Below are 13,523 nucleotides of genomic sequence, written 5' to 3'. Positions count from 1 at the left end.
GTCCGGCCTGCGCGCCCCGGCGTCGCGCCCGAACGGATGACGGCGTCAGGCGTGCAGCGCCGCTTCGGTGGCTTCCATCTCGTCGCGGATCCAGTCGTGGCCGCTGGTCACCATCACGCCCTCCAGGGCGCTGATGTGCCCGCGCAGACGGTCGCGGATGTCCTTCGGCACGTCGTCGCGCGTGGCGATCCAGCGGGAGATCTGGTGCACCGCAAAGGCGGTGTGCAGCGCCAGGCGGTCACGGTCTTCGTCGGAGAGCTTCATCTGCGGGCTCCGTTGATATGCTGAAGCATAACACGCGACGGGCGTTAGGGATCACGTTGGCGAAGTCGAAGATAGAGCAGCGCCGCCAGCGGCAGCGGCGCCAGGGATAGCGCCAGCTCGATCGGCTTGGCGCCCGAGATCAGCAGGGCGGAGAAGGCGACGGCGGCGGCCGCATTTGCCAGGGCGGCGGCGCGGCGGCCGGGCGTGAACCGGGCGGCGAGCCTCACTAGCGACAGCGCGGCCAGGACGTAGGTGTAGATCGACAGCAGCGACACCGCGTTGATGATCGTCGAGAACTGCTCGGCTAGGTTCGGGCTGGCGGTGGCCAGGGCGAAGGCGGTCGTCAGGCCTCCCGCAGTGAGCAGGTTGGCGGCCGACGCCCGCTCGCCCGGCCGGGTCCGGAACACCCGCGGGAAAACCCCCTGGTCGGCCGCGCCGCGCGAGGTCTCGGCCACAACCAGCGTCCAGCCCGTCACGCAGCCGCCGGTGCGCAGGAAGGTGCAGGCCGCGATCGCCGCGCCGAGGGCCGCGCCCAGGGCCGCGCGCGCCGCATCCCCGAACGGCGCATCCGACGTCGCCAGCACTTCGGCGGGCAGGATGCCCATGATCGCCGAGGTCGCGGCGATGTACAGCGCCGCGGCCCCGAGGACGCCCAGGATCGTCGCGCGGGGCACGTTGCGGGTGGGGTTGCGCACGACCCCTGCGGCGGCGGCGGCGCACTCCATGCCGAGGAAGGCCCAGAAGGCGTTTAGCGCCGAGGTGCCGACGGCCTTGTCCAGCGACAGGCCTGTCGGGTTCCAGGAGGCCAGGAACACGTCCGACCGGAAGAAGACCCAGCCCACCGTAGCGGCCAGGATCACCGGCAACAGGCCGACGCCCAGGGTGAAGCCTTCCGTGCGGGCGACCGTCCGCGGGCCCAGCCAGCAGAGGCCGACGGCGGCCCAGAGGATGCCGACGGTCGTCGCCAGGCGCGCCGTCGGCTCGGCCAGCGCCGGGACCAGGAAGCCCGCGGCCCCGGCGGCGGCCAGGGCGATAGCCACGGTCCCGGCCCAGCAGGACGTCCAGAACAGCACCGCCGTCTGGGTCGCGAAGAACCGGCCCAGCCCCGCCTGGACATATCCCGGCAGGCCCTCGGCGCCGGCGACCTCGGCCGACAGCCAGACGAACACGCCCGCGATCGCCAGGGCCGCCAGCGTCGCGACGATCCAGCCCAGGATCGAGATGGAGCCGATGGCGCCCATGGTGGCCGGCAGCAGGTAGACGCCCGACCCGATCATCGAGCCGGCGACCAGGGCCGCCGCGCCCGGCACGCCGATCTTGGCGTCCTCGGGACGCGCCGCCTGGCCTGCCGTCGCGTCCGCCATCGCGTTCCCCCGGGACTCGGGAGCGACTATGGAACCCGCCAGGGGACGCGCCTAGCCTTTGCGACACTGGCTTGACACCTCGGGCGGGTCGCGTAGCGTCCGACTCAAGCTACGGGTGTAAGATGTCGAAGATCTCGGGCGCTGAGAGCCACATCATGGAAGCCCTCTGGACCCGGGGGCCGCTGACCGCCGAGGAGATCGTGCAGACGGTCGGCCCGGCCCAGGACTGGGGCGAGGCGACGGTGAAGACCCTGATCAACCGGCTCCTGAAAAAGAAGGCGCTGAAATCCGAACGCGCCGGCGGCCGTGCGCTCTACCACCCGCTGGTCACGCGCGAAGAGTATGTGACCGGCGAGAGCCAGGGCCTGCTGGACCGGCTGTTCGGCGGCCAGATCGCGCCGCTGGTGGCCCACTACGCCCGCCACCGCGCGCTGTCGGCCGACGAAGTGGCGCGCCTGAAGACCCTGATCGCCAAGCTCGAGGCGGACGATGAGTGATCCGCTGTATGTGGTGCTGGGCGGCTATCCGGCGGCGACCCTGGCCCTGGCGTTCCTGAAGGCGAACCTGGTCGCCGCCGTGGCGATCGCGGTGGTGAGCGTGGCGCGCGTCGCGGCCCGCCGGGCGTTCGGTCCGGCCGCCGCCTATCACCTGTGGGGCGCACCCCTCGTGGCGGCGCTTCTGGCCCTGCTGGTCGAGACCGCCCGGCCGCACGGCGACCCGTGGGTCTTCGGAATCAGCGGCGCAGTCCTCGCCGCCCTCGCGACCGTCTGGGCGCTGGGCGCCCTCGGCATAGCCGCCGTGTTCGCCGTGGCGCAGGCGCGGTTCCAGGCCGAGGTGCGGGCCGGTCGCGCGGGTCCCGCGGTGGTCGGCTTCATCTCGCCGCTAATCGTCATGCCGGCCGACGACGGCCGCTACACCGCCGAAGAGCGCGAACTGATCCGCGCCCACGAGCGCGAGCATGTGGCCCGCAAGGATCCGCGCGCCGCGGTCCTGGCGGCCCTGTTCCAGAGCCTGTGCTGGTTCAACCCGCTGGTCCACCTGGCCGCCCGCCTCATCCGCCTGGATCAGGAGCTGGCCTGCGATGCGGCGGTCGTCCGCAGCCGGCCGGCGGCGCGGGCGCTCTATGCGCGCACCCTGCTCAAGACCCAGCTCGCCGTCACGCCCCTGCCCTTCGGCTGCCGCTGGTCGCCGCGCGGGACGCACCCGCTGGAGGTGCGGATCCAGCAGCTCAAGCGCCGCGGCGTTCGGGGCCGGACCCGGGGTGACGGCCACGGCGTCGTCGCCGCGTCGGTGCACGCCATCCGCCCCTGACGGGCGCGCGGACCTTCGCCATAAATCCGCCCTCGCCGCCGCGCTCGCTACTCGGGCCGAACCCGGTTGACAGTCAGGTTTACGTGCGTAATCTCGCGAGAAGGCTACGAGTGTAAGATGTCGAAGATTTCCGGCGCCGAAAGCCAGGTGATGGAAGCCCTCTGGGCCCGTGGACCGCTGACGGCCGAGGAGATCTTCCAGGCCGTGGGCCCGGCCCAGGACTGGGGCGAGGCGACGGTGAAGACGCTGATCAACCGGCTCCTGAAAAAGAAGGCCCTGAAGTCCGAGCGCGCGGGCGGGCGGGCGCTCTACAAACCCATCGTCACCCGCGAGGACTACGTCACCGGCGAAAGCCAGGGCCTGCTCGACCGGCTGTTCGGCGGCCAGGTGGCGCCGCTCGTCGCCCACTACGCCCGCCACCGCGACCTTTCCGCCGCCGAGGTCGCGCGCCTCAAGTCCCTGATCGCGGAGCTGGAAGCCGATGATGAGTGAGGTCCTGGCCGCCCTGCTGCGCGCGAACCTGGTGCTCGCCATCGGGGTGCTGGCGGTGCTCGCCCTGCGCCTTCCGGCCCGCCGCGCGTTCGGCCCCGAGGTCGCCTACGGGCTCTGGGCGGCGCCGCCGCTGGCCGCCCTCGCTTCGCTGCTGCCGGCCCGGGTCGAGGACGGGGCTCCGGAGGTTCACGCCCTGGCCGCCGCGGTGGCCGACTGGTCCGCGCCCGCCCTTATGGCGTGGGGCCTGGGCGGCCTGCTTGTGCTGGCGGGCATGGCCCGGGCGCAGGCGCGCTTCATGGACGAGGTGCGACGCGGCCGGGGTGGCCCGTCTGTGGTGGGCGTCATCGCCCCCCGCCTGGTGATGCCGGCCGACGACGGAACCTATACCGCCGAGGAGCGCGCCCTGATCCGCGCCCACGAGCGCGAGCACGTCGCCCGCTGCGACCCGAGGGCCAGCGCGGCGAGCGCGGCCTTGCAGGCGCTCTGCTGGTTCAACCCCCTGGTCCATCTCGCCGCCCACCTGATGCGGCTGGACCAGGAACTGGCCTGCGACGCGGCCGTCCTGCGCCGGCGGCCCGAGGACCGCGCCCTCTACGCCAGGACCCTGCTGAAGACCCAGCTCGCCGCCCAGCCCCTGCCCTTCGGCTGCTACTGGCCCGCCACCGGCCTGCATCCGCTGGAGGTGCGCGTCGGTCAGCTGCGCGTCACGCGTCGCCACGACGCCCTGATCGGCGCCGCCCTGGTCGGCCTTGCGGTGCTGAGCGCGGTGATCGCGGCCTGGCGCCTGCAGCCGCCGGCCCCGCGCCCGGGCGAGCTGGTCGAACTGTGGGAGCGTCACCAGCGCCAGCCGGTGACCTCGGTGATCCTGGTCAGCCTGCCGCCCAAGCCGCCCGCGGCAGCGCCCGGCTCCTGAATCCCGCCGCACAGCGGTTGAGGGCGAGCGCCCGCGCCTCTAGCCTGACACCGAACCATCAAGCGGGAGCGCACGTCATGCCGGAAGCCATACTCGAACCCGAGCTGCCGATCGTCGACCCGCACCATCACCTCTGGGATCGGCGCGCCTACGTGGCGGAGGCGAACGAGCATCCCTTCGTCGAGGCGATCCGGCCGGCTGCGGTCTACCTGCTGGACGAACTGATGGCCGACACAAAGAGCGGCCACAACGTGATCGCCACGGTCTTCGTGGAGTGCGGCGCCTTCTACAAGGCCGACGGCCCCGTGGAGCTGCGCCCCATCGGCGAGACCGAGTTCGTCAACGGCGTTGCGGCGATGAGCGCCAGCGGCCTCTACGGCGATTTCCGCGCCTGCGCCGGGATCGTGGGCCGCGCGGACCTTCTGCTGGGCGATGCGGTGGCGCCGGTTCTGGAGACCCACATCAAGTCAGGCGGCGGCCGTTTCCGCGGAATCCGCAACAGCGCCTCGTTCGACGCCGACAAGGACGTGCTGGGCCCGCTGAACCGGGTCGAGGCGGGCCTCTACCGCGACGCCACGTTCCGCGAGGGTTTCAAGCGGCTGGCCCCGCTGGGCCTTTCGTTCGACGCCTGGCTCCTGGAGCCGCAGCTTCCCGACGTGATCGACCTGGCGCGGGCGTTCCCGGACACCACCATCGTGCTGGACCACGTCGGCACGCCGCTGGGCCGGGCCAGCTACGCCGGCAAGCTGCCCGAGCGCTTTCCCGGCTGGAAAGCCAACATCCAGGAACTGGCCAAGTCGCCGAACGTGGTGGTGAAGCTGGGGGGCCTGGCCATGGCCTTCTGCAACTTCCCCTCGTTCCTGGCCGAGCCGCGGGCGCCGTCGGAACAGCTGGCCCGCGAATGGGGCCCCTATATCGAGACCTGCATCGAAGCCTTCGGGCCCGACCGCTGCATGTTCGAGAGCAACTTCCCGGTGGACATGGGCAGCTGCAGCTACGCCACCCTGTGGAACGCCTTCAAGCACATCGCCAAAGGCGCCTCAGCGGCCGAAAAGACGGCCCTGTTCTCCGGCACGGCGAAGAAGGTCTACCGGCTGGAGCTCTAGTCCCTCCCCTTCATGGGGAGGGTGGATGCGAGTGAAACGAGGAGACGGGTGGGGATCTCACGTTCAAGCCCGGAGCTTGATCCTGGCCACCCCACCCTGACGACGTCGTCGTCTGTCCCGCCCCATTAAGGGAGGGAAAGCTAAGGCTTGTTCGTGCTCCACTTGGGCGGCGGGGCGACGTAGGCTCCGAAGGCGTCCAGCACCTGTGGGGTCGTCTCCGCATAGACCAGCATGTCGACATAGGCCTGGCCGATGAAGCCGTTGTCGGCCATCTGCTGGATCGTCTGGCGCATGAGGTCGTAGTAGCCGGCGACGTTCACGAACCCGCACGGCTTGGCGTGGATGCCGAGCAGCGCCCAGGTCCATTGTTCGAAGATTTCCTCGAACGTGCCGGGGCCGCCGGGCAGGCAGAGGAACCCGTCGGCCAGCTCCGACATGGCCAATTTGCGCTCATGCATCGACCGCACGACGTGCAGTTCCGTGAGGCCCTTGTGGGCGATTTCCTGGTTGACGAGGTCCTCGGGCATCACCCCGACGACCCGGCCGCCGGCGGCCAGGGCCGCGTCGGCCACCGCGCCCATCAGGCCGACTTTTCCTCCGCCATATACGAGGGTTAGCCCGGCCTTCGCGATCTCCGTCCCGCCCCGGATGGCCTCCTCCAGGAACCGCGGATTGGTTCCGGCGGACGAGCCGCAATAGACGCAGATGCTCTTCAAGAGGGGCCTCGGCAGCGGTGTGGCGAAGGGGGCGCTGCTTAGTCCGAATACCGGCGTGTGTCACGACGGCTGGTCTTGGGGAAAATCCGCCGCTACAACTTGTAGCACGGCTCATCAGGGCGATTAGCCGGGCGCCGCTTCATGGGCGGCGTAGGACTTATCTCTGTAGGTTGCGACGATATGGCGAGCGGCACGGTAAAGTGGTTCAACACGGCGAAGGGTTTTGGTTTCGTCCAACCCGACGACGGCGGTTCGGACGTTTTCATCCACATCTCGGCCCTGAATCAGGCCGGGCTCGACAGCCTCGATGAAGGCGACAAGGTCGAGTACGAACTCGAGCAGGACCGCCGGTCCGGCAAGCTGGCGGCGACCCAGATCGTCGTGACGGAAAAGGGCGCGCCCCAACCCCGTCGTGCGGGCGGCGGCGGCGGCTTCGGCGGCGGTGACCGCGGCGGCTACGGCGACCGTGGCGGCTACGGCGGCGGCGGCGGCGGCTACGGCGGCGGTCGTGACCGCGGCTTCGGCGGCGGTGGCGGCGGCGGCGGCGGCGATCGTCCGCGCGGCGTCGTGTCGGGCTCCGGCACCGGCGAGGTGAAGTGGTTCAACCCCACCAAGGGCTTCGGCTTCATCAAGCCGGAAGGCGGCGGCCAGGACATCTTCGTCCACATCTCCGCGGTCGAGCAGGCGGGCCTCTCCGGCCTGAACGAGGGCCAGCGGGTCAATTTCGACCTCGAACAGGACCGTCGCAGCGGCAAGACCTCCGCGACCAACCTGAAGGTCAGCGGCTAAGACACTCCGGCGGGCCCATCCTTGCGATGGGCCCCCATTCCGGGCCGCGCTGAACCTGCGGGCCCGCAACGCGTTGAAAACGCTCACGTCGAGGAAGTCCTCGTGGAGCGTTGCGAAATGCGTGACCTATTGAGCCTCGCCATCTGTAGCGCGGTCGCCCTCCCGGGCGCCGCGCGTGCGCAGGACGTTCCCCAACCCACCACGATCCCATCGGCCAGCCCGGCATCCGCCGCGCCGGCCCTGGCGCCCCTGCCCACGGTCGCGCCGACGCGGGCCGCGCCACCCCCGGCCGCCGCCGCCCCGCCGCCGCCGCCGGTGCAGGACGCCGTCGAGCCCACCCCGCCGACCGAGCCTACCAAGGTCGCGCCGGTGATCGTGGCGAAGGAGGAGAAGGACGGCCTCGGCGACAAGCTCGGAACGATCGCCGGGGGCGTGGCCGGCGGCGCGGCGGGGGCCGCCGTCGCCGGACCTGTCGGCAAGTTCGCCGGCGGCTTCCTCGGCAAGAAGCTGGTGAAGGGCCTGTTCGGCGACGACAAGGACAAGGTCCCCGAGATCACCGTGGTCGAGGTCCCGCCCTCCGCCGAGACCGCCGCCAAGGCCGCCGTGGCCGAGCCGGCCACCGCCCCGCCGCTGACGGAGACCGCGTCGGCCGCAGCCCCGTCCTAGGGCTGGACGGGCGAGCGCCGCGCCACCCCGCCGCCGGGCAGCTTCGCCACATAGGGGCCGAAGCGGACGTCGGGGACCATGTAGTCCGTCGAGACGTACTGCGCGCCCGAGGCGAAGGCCGCCGCCTGCCGCTCAGTGTCGTTGGCCCGCGCCTCCCGGGTGTCCGCATCGGCGCGGGTGCGGACGATGATCCCGGCCTTCACCGCCGCCGCGATCCGGGCGGACTGCGCCTGAGGCTCGTTCAGGGTGATGTAGCCGGCGGCGGGCGAGGTCTCGTCGGTGTTCACGAAGGCGACCCGTCCCTCCAGCACCTTGCGCGCGCCACGGTAGAGGGCGACCTGCTCCGGAGGACAGTCGAGGGCGAACATGACCCGGCCGCGCGCCGCCTTCAGCGTGGGCCAGCCGCCCGCCGCCGCCGCCTCGCGCAGGCTCGCCCGCCGGCCCTGGACCTGGTCCGGCGTGATCAGCGCCGCTTCTGGGAAGACCGCACGGATCTCGGCGTCGATCCGGTCCATCGCCTGGGCGTCGAAGGGCGGCGCCACGGTCGCGCCGGGCAGCGAGAGACCGCCTTCCTTCAGGTTCAGCAGGATCAGCAGCGGCACGTGGTCCGGGTGGGCCTTCGACCAGTCGCGGATGTCCTTCAGGCACTGGGCGAACAGGGGGCAGACCGAGCGATAGTCCACCGACGCCTCGTGCAGCACCTTCAGCCCCGGCTGCTTCAGCGGCGCGAAGTCGTAGGGGACCGCCGCCTTGCCGGCCATCCGGAAGCCCAGGGGCGCGGCGTAGAGGCCCGGCGCGGGGTCGTAGGCGAGGTCGATCTCGAGCTGGCGCGCCCCGGCGTCGAGCTGGGCCTTGAGCGGCGGGTGGCTGTAGTCGATGCCGTCCGCCTCGCGCGGGTTCGCGGCGCGGATCGTGGCGAGCTCGTTCGGCGCGATCGCCATCTTGTAGCTGTTGTGGGTGCCGATCGCCTGCAGGGCGTTCATCGGCAGGGCGTCGACGGCGGCCTGCGTGCAGCCGGGCGCGCCCGAGGGCGTCTCCAGGTCGCAGGCGGCGGAGACGGCGGCGGCGGCGGCGGCGAGCAGGGCGGCGATCATGACCTCGTCCTAGCCTCGAAAGCGCGACAGCCGGATGACGCTCAGATCCACGGGATGACCTCCGGTTCGGCGGGAAAGCTGCCCGCGATTATCGGCGGCAGCCGGTGCGGAAGGCCCGGCGGGAAGACCCTGTCCGGCGTCATGTGCAGCTCGCCCAGGGTCCACCAGCGGATGTCGTCGATGAGCTCCCGCTCGATGGCGTTCCAGCCGTCGCGGACGGGGTCGCCGCCGTCGCAGCGCGCCACGATGTAGCATTCCTTCAGGAGCGTCGGCTCGGGCAGGCGCATCACGCCTTCCCGCACCCAGACCACCGGCCCCAGGACGAAGTCTGCGATCCCCGTCTCCTCGCGGATCTCCCGCGCCGCGGCCTCGATGAAGGTCTCGCCGGGCTCCACCCCGCCGCCGACGGTGAACCAGGCGCCAGGCCGGTCCGGCGCGCTGGGCAGGCGGCCCTTCATCAAAAGGATCCGGTCCTGGGCGTCGAACAGAAGCACGCGCGCCGTCGGACGTTCCGGTTGTGTGCGACTCAACTTTTCCGTCATGCTCATGGCGCCGCTGTCGAAGACTTAAGCACTTTCCCCAATCGTCGGCGGCGTCGAAACCACTGGAACCATCGCATGTCGGACGATGACTCCACCAGCAGGCGGGATTTGATCGCCCGTGTCGCCACGCTGGAGTTGCTTGTAACGGACCTGATCGACGCCCTGTGGCAGGTCGATCCGCGGGGCATGGACCGTCTGGCCGAGGAGGCCGGCCGGGACGTCGACGCACAGCAGGCCCGTCCCGCCCTTCCGGTCGGGCCGCAGGAGCGGGAGCGGCTCTATTCCGTGCTGGAGACCCGCAGGCGGATGCTCCGCCGGAACAAGGCCGACGCCTGAGGCTCGGAAAAGATCAGCGCATACGGGATCTTAAGGCGCTGGCTCCTAGCCTTTGGCAGGGAGAAGAATCAGCCTTGCCATCCGCACATCGGTTTCTGGGTTTCGGCTTCGCCGCCGCCGATCTCCTGCTTGAGGTCCGCGCGGACGGGCAGGTGAGTTTCGCCCTGGGCGCCGGCGAGGCGGTGCTGGGCGTCCAGGACCGCGCCCTTGCGGGCCGCCCTTGGCAGAGCCTGTTCGATCCCGAGGATCATTCCATGGTCGAGGCCCTGTTCGCCGGCCTTGGGGACGGAACCCGGGCCGGTCCGGTGGTGCTGAAGGTCGCGGGCAAGGCCGCCGGCCACGCCAGCCTCACCGCCATCCGCTTGCCGCAGAACAACGGCGCGATCTCCTGCGCCCTCGCCCGCGCCGGCAGCCGCGGCGCCTCGGGCCTGCAAGGCCGTGAGACGTTCGAGGCGCGCGCCGCCGAGCTGATGGCGGGCGCATCGCAGGAGCTGGAGCTCGCCTTCGTGGAGCTGGCGGGCCTCTCGGGCGCCGCCGCGGCCGCCCAGGATCCCAACCGGTTCCAGTCGCTGGTGGCGGGGGCCTTGCGCGCCCAGGCCTATCGCGGCGAGGCGGCCACCCAGGTGGGGCCCGACCGCTTCGCCCTGGTGCGCGGTCGCGACGAGCCGGCCGACGCCGTCGCCCAGCGGATCGCGCGGGTCCTGACTGAGGCCGGCGCGGGCGGGCTGCAGGCCACGGCCGCCGCCGTGCCCATGACGGGTGTCGAGACCCGGAAATCCACGGTCCAGGCCCTGCGCTACGCCCTGAACCTCGTGCTTAAGGACGGCCTGGCCCACGCCCTGCCTGGCGACCTTTCGCAAGCCCTGGACGCGGCGATGCGCACGACGCTCAGCAACGCCGGCGCCTTGGGCGCGGCGATCAAGCACCGTCGTTTCACCCTCGCCTACCAGCCGGTGGTGTCGCTGGAGAGCGGCGATCTGCACCACCACGAGGTGCTGGTCCGGTTCGGCTCGAATGGCAGCCCCTTCCCGACCATCCGCATGGCCGAGGAGATGGACCTGATCGAGCCGCTCGACATGGCGATACTGGAGGAGACGCTGCAGGCGCTGCAGCGTGACCCGGCGCTGGTCCTCGCCGTCAACGTCTCCGGCCGCAGCCTGATGCGCGACAGCTACGTAGAGGCCGCGCTCGACCTGCTGAAGAGCCGACCCTGGGCCCACGGCCGGCTCATGTTCGAGCTCACCGAGAGCGCCGCGGTGGAGGACCTCGCCGCGGCGGACCGGCGCCTGCAGGACCTGCGCGCGGCCGGGTGCGAGGTGTGCCTCGACGACTTCGGCGCCGGCGCCGCCTCCCTGGCCTATCTGCAGCAACTTACCCTGGACCTGGTGAAGATCGACGGGCGCTACATCCGCGATCTGGCGCATGGCGGCCGAGAAGCCACCTTCGTCAAGCACCTCGTCAACATGTGCGCCGAGCTCAAGGTCCGCACCCTGGCGGAAATGGTCGAGACCCCCGAGGCGGAGGACGCCGTCCGACGGGCTGGGGTCCACTATGCCCAGGGCTGGCTCTACGGTCGCGCGCGCGAGGCGCCGGCCAACGACGTCTCCATCGGCGCCCGGGGACGCGCCCGGGCCGGGGCGCTCGCGATCCGCTCGGCGCTGGACCGCTAGGCGGCCTCACGACTTCTTGAGGCGCGCCCCGCAAAACTCCGGGCGTAGGGTCTTCCCGTAAGGGCGGCGTCGGCTGGCCTGTACCGGTCCGCGACCGCTCATAACCGCGCGCAAGGGCGCCACGACCTCCCGCATGGCGGGCGCCCTCGGCGCCTTCGGTGATGGGAGAACGCGACCATGGCAATCCGAGATACGGGGTCGGTTCGGGCGCTTGCGCTCGTCGGCCCCACGAGCGCCGGCAAGACCGCCCTGATGGAGGCCCTGCTGGAAGCCGCGACCGGCCAGGCCGTCCGCCCCGGCGAGGTGGGCGACTCGAGCCCCGAGGCCAAGGCCCGCGGCCATTCCGTCGAACTGAACCTCGCCGGCTTCGATTTCATGGGCGACCGCTATGTGGTTGTCGACTGCCCCGGATCCCTGGAATTCTGCTGCGAGATCGACAAGGCCCTGCCGGCCGTCGACCTCGCCATCGTGGTCGCCGAGCCCGATCCGGCCAAGGCGATCCTGCTGCAGCCCACCCTGCGCGAGCTGGAGCGCCTGGGCATCCCCCACGCCCTTTTCATCAACAAGATGGACCAGGCCCACGGGACCCTGAACGAGCTGCTGGAGGCCCTGGCGCCCGTCTCGTCGGCGCCGCTGGTGGCCCGCCAGATCCCGACCTGGAACGGCGACAAGGTCAGCGGCTACATCGACCTGGCTCTGGAGCGCTGCTTCGTCTACCGGCCGGGCAAGCCCAGCGAACTCGCCGAAATCCCCGCCGACCTCCGCCAGGAGGAGACGGACGCCCGGTTCCACATGCTGGAACAGATCGCCGACTTCGACGACGAGCTGCTGGAACAGCTCCTGACCGACGTCCAGCCCAGCCGCGACGCGGTCTTCACCGACCTGGTGCGGGAGATGAACGACGGGCTGATCGTTCCGGTCTTCTTCGGCTCGGCCCAGAACGGCTTCGGCATCCGCCGGCTGCTGAAGGCGCTCCGCCACGAGACCCCGCCCGTCGGCAAGGCCGCCCAGCGGCTGGGGATCACGGAGGGCGCCTACGTCCTGAAGGCGGCCTATGCCGGGCAGTCCGGCAAGCTGGCCTATGCGCGGGTGTTCGGCGGCAAGCTGGCCGACGGGGCCGAGTTCGTCATGGCGGACGGCTCCAAGAGCCGCGCCGGCGGCCTCTCCCAGGTCCAGGGCTCGGCGCTGAAGAAGATCGCCGAGGCGCCGCTGGGCGACATCTGCGCCATCGGCAAGGTGGAGCAGGCGGCCGCCGGACAGATCCTGTCCACCACCGGCCAGCCCCAGGTCCCCAAGGCCGAGGCCCGGCCGCGGCGGCCCCTGTTCTCGGTCGCCCTCATGGCCAAGAACCGCAACGACGACGTCCGGCTGTCGGGCTCCCTGGGCAAGCTGGTCGAGGAGGATCCGGGCCTGTCCCTCACCCACGACCCCGAACAGCGCCAGATCCTGCTGTCCGGCCAGGGCGAGGGCCACGTGCGCCTGGCGCTGGAGCGGCTGAAGCGCCGCTATGGCGTCGAGATCGACACCCTGCAGCCCAAGACGCCCTACCGCGAGACCATCGCCCGGGCGGCGACTCAGCGGGCGCGGCACAAGAAGCAGTCCGGCGGCCACGGCCAGTTCGCCGACGTGACCATCGAGGTGAAGCCCCTGCCCCGCGGCTCCGGCTTCGTCTTCCAGTCCAAGGTCGTCGGCGGCGCCGTGCCCCGGCAATGGATCCCCGCGGTGGAGACCGGCGTGCGCGACGGCCTGGCCAAGGGGCCCCTGGGCTTCCCGGTCACCGACCTGGAAGTGACCCTCACAGACGGCATGACCCACAGCGTCGATTCCTCGGAAATGGCCTTCCGCACGGCCGGACGGCTGGCCATCGAGGACGCCCTGAAGGCCGTGGGCTCCATCCTGCTGGAGCCGATCGAGAAGCTGACGGTCTATTCGCCCTCGCCCAGCGCCAGCCACGTCACCTCTGCGCTCACGGCCCGGCGCGGCCAGATCCTGGGCCTCAGCCCCCGCGAGGACTGGCGAGGCTGGGAGCGGATCGAGGCCTACCTGCCGCAGAGCGAGCGGCAGGACCTGATCGCCGAATTGCGGGGCCTCACCCAGGGCCTGGGCGCCTTCGAGGCCGACTTCGACCACATGAGCGAACTGCACGGCCGCCTGGCCGAGGAGGCCGCGCAGGGGGCCAGGGCTTAGGCGCGCGTCGTTGCTCCCCCGTTGGGGAGCTGTCAGCGAAGCTGACTGAGGGGGCTTCCGCTCAAACCGATCG

General features: G+C 71.3%; 15 protein-coding genes and 1 pseudogene. 11 read left to right on the top strand and 5 right to left on the bottom strand.

Translation table 11 applies throughout. The features are described 5' to 3' along the window. Window positions 1-45 precede the first annotated feature (45 nt). Window positions 46-264 (bottom strand): hypothetical protein, encoded by a 219-nt coding sequence (locus tag A2790_RS05815; RefSeq protein ID WP_068875808.1) that lies wholly within the window; start codon window positions 262-264, stop codon window positions 46-48. Between the two features lie 44 nt (window positions 265-308). Then, the gene (locus tag A2790_RS05810) at window positions 309-1,628 is read right to left on the bottom strand and encodes an amino acid permease (protein ID WP_293388621.1); all 1,320 of its coding nucleotides are present in this window, start codon (window positions 1,626-1,628) and stop codon (window positions 309-311) included. Window positions 1,629-1,750: 122 nt separating this feature from the next. On the opposite strand from A2790_RS05810, the gene A2790_RS05805 reads away from it, so the two are divergent. From A2790_RS05805 to A2790_RS05785, 5 genes are all read left to right on the top strand, one after another. Beyond that, the gene (locus A2790_RS05805) at window positions 1,751-2,125 is read left to right on the top strand and encodes a BlaI/MecI/CopY family transcriptional regulator (protein WP_293388619.1); all 375 of its coding nucleotides are present in this window, start codon (window positions 1,751-1,753) and stop codon (window positions 2,123-2,125) included. Next, on the top strand, window positions 2,118-2,939 hold the full coding sequence (locus A2790_RS05800) for a M56 family metallopeptidase (protein WP_293388617.1): 822 nt from the start codon (window positions 2,118-2,120) through the stop codon (window positions 2,937-2,939). Before A2790_RS05805 ends, A2790_RS05800 begins: the two co-directional genes overlap by 8 nt. Window positions 2,940-3,056: 117 nt before the next feature. Then, window positions 3,057-3,431 (top strand): BlaI/MecI/CopY family transcriptional regulator, encoded by a 375-nt coding sequence (locus tag A2790_RS05795; protein WP_293388615.1) that lies wholly within the window; start codon window positions 3,057-3,059, stop codon window positions 3,429-3,431. Next, window positions 3,424-4,344: a M56 family metallopeptidase gene (locus tag A2790_RS05790; protein ID WP_293388613.1), complete on the top strand. Its 921-nt coding sequence runs from the start codon at window positions 3,424-3,426 to the stop codon at window positions 4,342-4,344. The genes A2790_RS05795 and A2790_RS05790 overlap by 8 nt, the downstream gene beginning before the upstream one ends. A 77-nt stretch (window positions 4,345-4,421) precedes the next feature. After that, entirely contained in the window at window positions 4,422-5,450 is a 1,029-nt protein-coding gene (locus A2790_RS05785) for an amidohydrolase family protein (protein ID WP_293388611.1), read from the top strand. 140 nt (window positions 5,451-5,590) lie between these two features. Here A2790_RS05785 and A2790_RS05780 read toward each other — a convergent pair whose 3' ends face one another. Continuing rightward, window positions 5,591-6,166, bottom strand: a complete 576-nt coding sequence (locus A2790_RS05780) for a TIGR00730 family Rossman fold protein (protein WP_293388609.1) — start codon at window positions 6,164-6,166, stop codon at window positions 5,591-5,593. Between the two features lie 180 nt (window positions 6,167-6,346). Between A2790_RS05780 and A2790_RS05775 the strand changes: the two are divergent. The 3 genes and pseudogenes from A2790_RS05775 to A2790_RS05765 all read left to right on the top strand — a co-directional run. Beyond that, window positions 6,347-6,544 (top strand): annotated as a pseudogene (locus tag A2790_RS05775) (cold-shock protein); the annotation flags it as partial. Between the two features lie 189 nt (window positions 6,545-6,733). Further along, window positions 6,734-6,955, top strand: coding sequence for a cold-shock protein (locus A2790_RS05770; RefSeq protein ID WP_231733312.1), 222 nt, complete (start codon window positions 6,734-6,736; stop codon window positions 6,953-6,955). A 117-nt stretch (window positions 6,956-7,072) separates the two neighbouring features. After that, window positions 7,073-7,621, top strand: coding sequence for a hypothetical protein (locus tag A2790_RS05765; protein ID WP_293388608.1), 549 nt, complete (start codon window positions 7,073-7,075; stop codon window positions 7,619-7,621). Here the strand turns inward: A2790_RS05765 and A2790_RS05760 are convergent. Both A2790_RS05760 and A2790_RS05755 read right to left on the bottom strand, forming a co-directional pair. Then, the gene (locus tag A2790_RS05760) at window positions 7,618-8,715 is read right to left on the bottom strand and encodes a phosphatidylinositol-specific phospholipase C1-like protein (RefSeq protein ID WP_293388607.1); all 1,098 of its coding nucleotides are present in this window, start codon (window positions 8,713-8,715) and stop codon (window positions 7,618-7,620) included. The genes A2790_RS05765 and A2790_RS05760 overlap by 4 nt on opposite strands. Window positions 8,716-8,756: 41 nt before the next feature. Next, complete coding sequence (locus tag A2790_RS05755; protein ID WP_293388605.1) at window positions 8,757-9,257, bottom strand: NUDIX domain-containing protein; 501 nt, start codon at window positions 9,255-9,257, stop codon at window positions 8,757-8,759. 75 nt (window positions 9,258-9,332) lie between these two features. On the opposite strand from A2790_RS05755, the gene A2790_RS05750 reads away from it, so the two are divergent. The 3 genes from A2790_RS05750 to A2790_RS05740 all read left to right on the top strand — a co-directional run bounded on the left by A2790_RS05750 (window position 9,333) and on the right by A2790_RS05740 (window position 13,450). Further along, window positions 9,333-9,593 (top strand): hypothetical protein, encoded by a 261-nt coding sequence (locus tag A2790_RS05750; RefSeq protein ID WP_293388603.1) that lies wholly within the window; start codon window positions 9,333-9,335, stop codon window positions 9,591-9,593. A gap of 74 nt (window positions 9,594-9,667) precedes the next feature. After that, window positions 9,668-11,263, top strand: coding sequence for an EAL domain-containing protein (locus tag A2790_RS05745; protein WP_293388601.1), 1,596 nt, complete (start codon window positions 9,668-9,670; stop codon window positions 11,261-11,263). A 177-nt stretch (window positions 11,264-11,440) separates the two neighbouring features. Next, complete coding sequence (locus tag A2790_RS05740) at window positions 11,441-13,450, top strand: elongation factor G (protein WP_293388599.1); 2,010 nt, start codon at window positions 11,441-11,443, stop codon at window positions 13,448-13,450. Window positions 13,451-13,523 lie beyond the last annotated feature (73 nt).

The organism is Phenylobacterium sp. RIFCSPHIGHO2_01_FULL_69_31 (assembly GCF_001824475.1).
Taxonomy (GTDB): Bacteria; Pseudomonadota; Alphaproteobacteria; order Caulobacterales; family Caulobacteraceae; genus Phenylobacterium.
Note: the sequence above shows the minus strand (reverse complement) of the source record. Positions and strands in the feature narration are given on the sequence as shown.

What these genes read in the sequence shown, in the direction of transcription:
- A2790_RS05815 (WP_068875808.1), bottom strand. Translation starts at nt 264, where the DNA reads ATGAAGCTCTCCGACGAAGACCGTGACCGCCTGGCGCTGCACACCGCC.
- A2790_RS05810 (WP_293388621.1), bottom strand. Translation starts at nt 1,628, where the DNA reads ATGGCGGACGCGACGGCAGGCCAGGCGGCGCGTCCCGAGGACGCCAAG.
- A2790_RS05805 (WP_293388619.1), top strand. Translation starts at nt 1,751, where the DNA reads ATGTCGAAGATCTCGGGCGCTGAGAGCCACATCATGGAAGCCCTCTGG.
- A2790_RS05800 (WP_293388617.1), top strand. Translation starts at nt 2,118, where the DNA reads ATGAGTGATCCGCTGTATGTGGTGCTGGGCGGCTATCCGGCGGCGACC.
- A2790_RS05795 (WP_293388615.1), top strand. Translation starts at nt 3,057, where the DNA reads ATGTCGAAGATTTCCGGCGCCGAAAGCCAGGTGATGGAAGCCCTCTGG.
- A2790_RS05790 (WP_293388613.1), top strand. Translation starts at nt 3,424, where the DNA reads ATGAGTGAGGTCCTGGCCGCCCTGCTGCGCGCGAACCTGGTGCTCGCC.
- A2790_RS05785 (WP_293388611.1), top strand. Translation starts at nt 4,422, where the DNA reads ATGCCGGAAGCCATACTCGAACCCGAGCTGCCGATCGTCGACCCGCAC.
- A2790_RS05765 (WP_293388608.1), top strand. Translation starts at nt 7,073, where the DNA reads ATGCGTGACCTATTGAGCCTCGCCATCTGTAGCGCGGTCGCCCTCCCG.
- A2790_RS05760 (WP_293388607.1), bottom strand. Translation starts at nt 8,715, where the DNA reads ATGATCGCCGCCCTGCTCGCCGCCGCCGCCGCCGCCGTCTCCGCCGCC.
- A2790_RS05755 (WP_293388605.1), bottom strand. Translation starts at nt 9,257, where the DNA reads ATGACGGAAAAGTTGAGTCGCACACAACCGGAACGTCCGACGGCGCGC.
- A2790_RS05750 (WP_293388603.1), top strand. Translation starts at nt 9,333, where the DNA reads ATGTCGGACGATGACTCCACCAGCAGGCGGGATTTGATCGCCCGTGTC.
- A2790_RS05740 (WP_293388599.1), top strand. Translation starts at nt 11,441, where the DNA reads ATGGCAATCCGAGATACGGGGTCGGTTCGGGCGCTTGCGCTCGTCGGC.